The sequence below is a fragment of the Rhodococcus sp. NPDC057014 genome (genome assembly GCF_042673295.1).
In the GTDB taxonomy this organism is placed as follows: Bacteria; Actinomycetota; Actinomycetes; order Mycobacteriales; family Mycobacteriaceae; genus Rhodococcus_F.
Window position 1 is genome coordinate 1 of the sequence record NZ_JBHUSF010000459.1, and the last position, 5,275, is coordinate 5,275.

The 5,275-nt window shown below is 69.4% G+C and carries 5 protein-coding genes and 1 pseudogene; all 6 read right to left on the reverse strand.

The annotated features are described in order from the left end of the window. Positions 1–405, reverse strand: a pseudogene (locus tag ACFTZB_RS42695) (hypothetical protein); the annotation flags it as partial. Between the two features lie 330 nt (positions 406–735). Beyond that, positions 736–1,806, reverse strand: coding sequence for a YhcG family protein (locus ACFTZB_RS42700; RefSeq protein ID WP_378441552.1), 1,071 nt, complete (start codon positions 1,804–1,806; stop codon positions 736–738). An 82-nt stretch (positions 1,807–1,888) separates the two neighbouring features. Continuing rightward, complete coding sequence (locus ACFTZB_RS42705) at positions 1,889–2,431, reverse strand: RNA polymerase sigma factor (RefSeq protein ID WP_219453662.1); 543 nt, start codon at positions 2,429–2,431, stop codon at positions 1,889–1,891. A gap of 139 nt (positions 2,432–2,570) precedes the next feature. Beyond that, positions 2,571–3,011 (reverse strand): hypothetical protein, encoded by a 441-nt coding sequence (locus ACFTZB_RS42710; protein ID WP_378441555.1) that lies wholly within the window; start codon positions 3,009–3,011, stop codon positions 2,571–2,573. A gap of 166 nt (positions 3,012–3,177) precedes the next feature. Beyond that, positions 3,178–4,101 (reverse strand): C39 family peptidase, encoded by a 924-nt coding sequence (locus tag ACFTZB_RS42715; protein ID WP_378441557.1) that lies wholly within the window; start codon positions 4,099–4,101, stop codon positions 3,178–3,180. A 135-nt stretch (positions 4,102–4,236) separates the two neighbouring features. Beyond that, positions 4,237–5,118: a hypothetical protein gene (locus ACFTZB_RS42720; protein WP_378441559.1), complete on the reverse strand. Its 882-nt coding sequence runs from the start codon at positions 5,116–5,118 to the stop codon at positions 4,237–4,239. Positions 5,119–5,275: the final 157 nt, after the last annotated feature.

Here is a 5,275-nt window from a genome sequence, read left to right on the forward strand (position 1 = left end):
AGTCGTCAGGTCGGTGCGGGCGTCTTCGCGGAGCACCGGGTGGCGGAATCGTCCCGCCGCGGTGAGGAAGCGGTGCACAGCGACGCGGACGATCGTGCTGCGGTCGGTGTGCAACTCGCGGGCGAGGTCGTTCAGGCGTGTGCGGGTGGCGGGGTCGAGGTTCAGAGGTCGTTCCGCCCAGGGGATGCGGCGGGCGTCGGCGGAGGCCCGCCGAGCCTGGGTCAGGGCCGCCGGCACCCGGTCGGGGTCGGCGAGAAGGCGCCGGGCGGCCACCCGCACCAGCGCCCCGAAACGGCGGGGCCCGATGCCGGCGGCGTACTCCTCGAGTCGTTGTTTGGTGATCGGATCGAACCGGAGCGGGATCGGATCCCCCACCGGCACGCGGCCCATGTTCGTCTCGCTCATCACGGGCCATTGTTCCAATACTCCCGGGGACGGCGATCCGGCACCCCACGGCATCGACCGCGTTGTGCGCTGCCGCGGTCATCGTGAGCCGGGTGGGTCTGTCGCGGCGAGATGTGGTGCCCCGGTAGCCGAGGGGTGTGGACCGTCGGCGCGGCGCGGGCGTCTGATCGATCGCACGGGCGCCGCTCGCCGCCGCTGGCCGTTGGCTGTTCGGCGACAATGGGCAGAGCATGACACCCGTTACACTTCTCACCGATCAGTCATCGGGCGCAGCAGATATTTTGCGGGATAATTGATTTCGATCGGCGCGGGGTTGACCGAGGCCAGGGGTCACTGATCGGGGTCGGCGGGCGTGGTCGGGGTCTCCGCCAGGTGGGTGAGGGTCTCCCCCACTGCGGAGGCGAGTTCGTCGTCGGTGGGGACGAGTTCCCGAACGGGTGCGGGCAGGGTGTCGTAGGTGTAGTCGGCGACCGCCAACGGTGCGGTGGTTCCGGCCAGGGAGTAGCGGACGACGTTGTCGTTTCGTCCGGCGCACAGCAGGATCCCGATGGTCGGTGCGTGCTTGTGGTGGTCGCGCAGGTTGTCGTCGATCCAGGAGACGTAGAAGCCGAGCTTGCCGACGTACTCGGGTTCGAACCGGCCGACCTTCAGCTCGACGACGACGAAGCGGGCCTGGATCCAGTTGAAGAACAGCAGGTCGATGTAGAAGTCGTCACCGTCGACGTCGAAGTGGTATTGCCGGCCGACGAACGCGAAGCCGTGCCCGAGTTCGAGCAGCAGCCGTTCCAACCGGGCCATCAGCGCCGCCTCGAGCTCACGCTCGGCGACCCTATCGGTCAGGTCCAGGAAGTCGAATACGTACGGGTCGCGGACCAGTTGCTGCGCGAGGTCGGAGTCACCGGTGGGCAGGTGGTCGGTGAAGTTCGAGGGTGCTGCCCCGATCCGCTGGTCGAGTCGGTTCCGGATCTGATGGGTGAGGACGTTGCGGGACCAGCCCCGCTCGAACGCGGCGGCGGCGTACCAGTCGCGGGAGTCCTGGTCGTCGAGGCGGTCGATGAGCACGGTCACATGTCCCCACGGGATTTGTCCAACAGCTTGTTGGACGAATGCGCTCCGGGGCCATGCCGAGGCGATTTTCCGCATGTAGTGCAGGTTGCTGCGGGAGAATCCGCGCATCTCGGGGAACTCGGTGCGCAGGTCGGCGGCGAGTCGGTCGATGACCTTGCTTCCCCACCCCTCGGCGGCCTGGCGGTCCAGGATGGCGCGGCCGAGGTCCCAGTACAGCAGCAGCAACTCGGTGTTGACCACCCGGGTGGCGCGGATCCGGGCTTGGCGGACCTGGGTTTTGAGGTGGTCGAGGAAGTTGCGGTAGTCGTCGGGCAGCAGTGGAGAATCGCTCACCCGCCCATCCTCCCGCACGCCGGGGACACGACCGCGGGGGCGCATTCGATCCGGACCCATACGAGAGGCTCCCCCGGGCGGCTTACGGGTCGATCGCGGGGGTGAGGAGTGTGGCCAGTTGTTTGCGGGCGCGGTGGATCCGGGTTTTCACGGTCGCGACGGTGACGCCTTGGTGTTCGGCGATGTCGGCGTAGGGCAGGGAGGCGAATTCGGCGAGCACGATGGCGACGCGGAAGTCTTCGGGGAGTTGGGCCAGGGCGCGGCGGACCGCGTCGACGGTGGTGATCTGCTCGTCGAATCGGGGGGCGGGGTCTTCGAGTACGATGCCGTAGTCGCCGTCGGTGTCGTCGAGGCTGTCGGTGTTCTTGCGGCGTCGGACGACGGCGAGGGCGGCGTTGGCGGCGATGCGGTGCAGCCAGGTGTTGAAGCGGGCGTCGCCGCGGAATTTGGGGAGGTTCTGCCAGGCGGCGGTGAGGGTGTCCTGCAGGGCGTCTTCGGCGTCGTGGGTGTTGCCGGTGATCTGCAGGCACACGTGCCAGGCGTTGGTGCGGTAGCGGCCGACGAGTTCGGTAAAGGCGTGGTGATCGCCGGCGCGGCACGCGGCGATCAGGTCCGCGTCGTCCATGTCTGGTCCCCCCGTGCCGTGATCACTGTCGTTGCCGCCCCCGGGCGCCGAGAGAATCGTACCCGCCGTCACATACAGCCGCTCCAGCCAGGAATGCGGTCCCAGACCGGGGCCCGGGGTGGTGGGGTGTGCCGGTTGGTCAGAGCGGGTCGGCGTCGTGGTGCCCACCGAGGTCGATGCCGGGATCGGCTCCGTCGTCGACGCCGAGGGTGGACGGGTCGACGGTGTCGTCGCCGAGGTCGAGATCCTGCCCGGCGGGTCGGTGTAGATCCGTGTCCTCGTCGGCGTCGGGTTCGAGGTCCAGGCCGGGGAGGGTGTCAGCGTCGGTGTCGAGGTCGTCCTCGTCGGCCTCGTCGCCGTCGTCGCCGTCGTCGCCGTCGTCGAGCAGGATGATCTCGTCGTCCTCGGGCACGACCGGGACGTCGTCCATGTCGGGGATGAGGTCGGCGTCGACGGGTGCGGTGGTGGGGTCGAGGGCGACCTCGAGGGCGCGGGCCCACACCTCGTCGGGCACGGGTGGCAGCGCACCCGATACCCCCAGTGCGGCAAGGACGGAGTCGTCGTCCACTGCTGCTCTCACCTCGTTTCCTCGCGTAGGTCGGCGCCGCCACCGACACCCACCCTGGTTGGATGCACCGGTGCGGCGAAAGGTTCCCACCGATCGCCGGCATCGTTCCGATCACCGTCACCGTGGTCGGTGTGGCCTCTCCAGTGTGCACGCCCCAGGTGCGGTCGGCTGGTAACGGCTACCGCGACAGGTCGATCATCGCCCACCGGCGATCGGGTGCGGCCACCGACGCCGCCACCGGGTGCGGGTGGTCGGCCAGGTCGGGATCCGGGGCGTCGGCGACCAGCATTTTGTGGCCCGAGTCCGCCCAGGCGTCCTCGAACTGGTCGATGGGCACCTCGAGTTGGTTGCCGTCCGGGGCGCCGGGGTCGGAGAGGATCACCACGCCGCGAGTGTCGTCGATGCCGGCGACGATAAGGAAGTGGTCGGCCGTGTCGTCTTCCCCCGCTTCTTGGTCGGGGTTCCGGATCTCCCCGGAGTCGACCATGGCGATCACCCCGTGGCCGGCCTCGAGCGTGGTTTTCAGGTCGTCGATCGTGCCGTCCTGCACGGTGCAGGGCACCCCTTGGTCTTCGAGGAGGATCTCGAGGTTCGGCAGGGTCATGCCCTGCGTGGGGTCGCCGTCCTGCATGAGTCCGAGTTCAAGGGCCCGGTCCACCAACTGTTGGGGGTCGTCGATGACGACGCCGGTGTATTGGGCGATCACCTGCGCGGCGCTCGACGGCCCGCAGTAGCCGTCGACCTGTTGGAAGAACCAGTTCACCGACCATTCCACCGGGTCCCCGTACACGCCGTCCCTGCCGGTGCCGTCGACCGGGGAGTTTGGGGTGGTGCCCTGTTCGGCGGCCGGTGCGGGCGCGTCCTGCGGCGGGGAGAGCGTCGGGGGTTCGGTGGGATCCGGGTCGAGTGTGCTCAGGTCGATGGCGGACAGATCCACCGGTCCCGGCCCGTCGGCGATGACGGCGAACGGGTCGTCGTCGACCGGTGCGCAGATCGCGTCGATGATCTCGTCGATCGGGCCCGGGTCGCCGAGGTAGGTGTCGTCGTCGGGTGGGGCGGCGGACCAGGCTGCTGCAGCCAGATCCGCGGCGATGTCGTCCATTCGGTGCTCTCCCGGTGTGGTTCGGCCGCAACATGAATGCCGCAACATGAATCGTGGGCGGCGGGTGTCCTGCACCCAGTCGCCCCGGCGGCAGGCGGGTGGGCGCCGACGCCCTCCGCGCCCGGTGGGTGTGGGTCAGGCCAGGTCGATGGCGCTCGGGTCGGCCGGCGTCTCGGCCGGGTAGGTTCCGGCCTGCTCGTGGTAGTGGTCCTCGGCGGGGATGAGGGCTTCGAACTGCTCGATCGATCCGAGGTGCCCGTCGGTGGCGGTGTCGAAGGATTCCTGGGTGCCGTCGTTGTCGGTGTCGGCGGTGCGCAGGTCGAAGGTGCCGTCACCGTTGGTGTCGACCAGGGTGTCGTTGGTGACGCCGTCGAGGTCGGTGGCGAGGAGGGCGGTGTCGAAGCGGCCGTCGCCGTTGCTGTCGATCAGGTGCACGTCCGGGTTGCCGTCGGCGGTGGTGTCGAGCCGGGTGTCGGTGATCCGGCCGTCCTCGATGACGTCCTGGCGGACCGGTGCGCCGGTGGCGGGGTCGAGGTGGGTGGCGAGGTCGACGGTTCCGTCGTCGTCGAGGTCCTCGGCGAGGCGGATCCCGGTGGCGGTGGGGGCGATGCCGGTTTCGTAGGTGCCGTTGCCGTCGGTGTCCTGTTCGACGAGGGTGATGGAGCCGTCTTCGTCGATGTGGGTGATGGTGTCGATGCCCTCGATGCGGGTGTGGATCAGGTCGACATCTCCGTCGCCGTCGACGTCCCGCGGCGAGTAGTACTCCCCGCCGGCGCCGGCGGTCGGGTCGGTGTCGCCGGCGGCCCCGAGGTCGGTGGTGGTGGTGGTGAGGTCCGGCGCGGTTGCGGTGCCGGCGGGGCCCGGGTCGGCTGCGGCGGTCGGCTGCTGGCCGCCCGCGGTGGGGGCGGTGGTGTAGGTGGCCGCGCGCGGGTCTCCGGTCAGGTTGGGGCTGGGCGAGGCGGTCTCGGCGCCGGTGGTGGTGGTCTGGGTGTTCTGGGCGGCGCGGGGGTTGCTCATCTCGAATCCTTGTCCGTCGAAGGGTTTCCGGCCGGGAAGTGGTGTTCCCGGTGTTGTCGAGAGTTGGATGCGGTGAGTGCCCCGAAAGGTTCCCGGGCGCACGAAAAAACTTTTGCGCCGGTCGCGACCGAGCCCGGAAGGGCCGTGCACAGATGGC

What these genes read in the sequence shown, in the direction of transcription:
- ACFTZB_RS42705 (WP_219453662.1), bottom strand. Translation starts at nt 2,431, where the DNA reads ATGGACGACGCGGACCTGATCGCCGCGTGCCGCGCCGGCGATCACCAC.
- ACFTZB_RS42715 (WP_378441557.1), bottom strand. Translation starts at nt 4,101, where the DNA reads ATGGACGACATCGCCGCGGATCTGGCTGCAGCAGCCTGGTCCGCCGCC.
- ACFTZB_RS42720 (WP_378441559.1), bottom strand. Translation starts at nt 5,118, where the DNA reads ATGAGCAACCCCCGCGCCGCCCAGAACACCCAGACCACCACCACCGGC.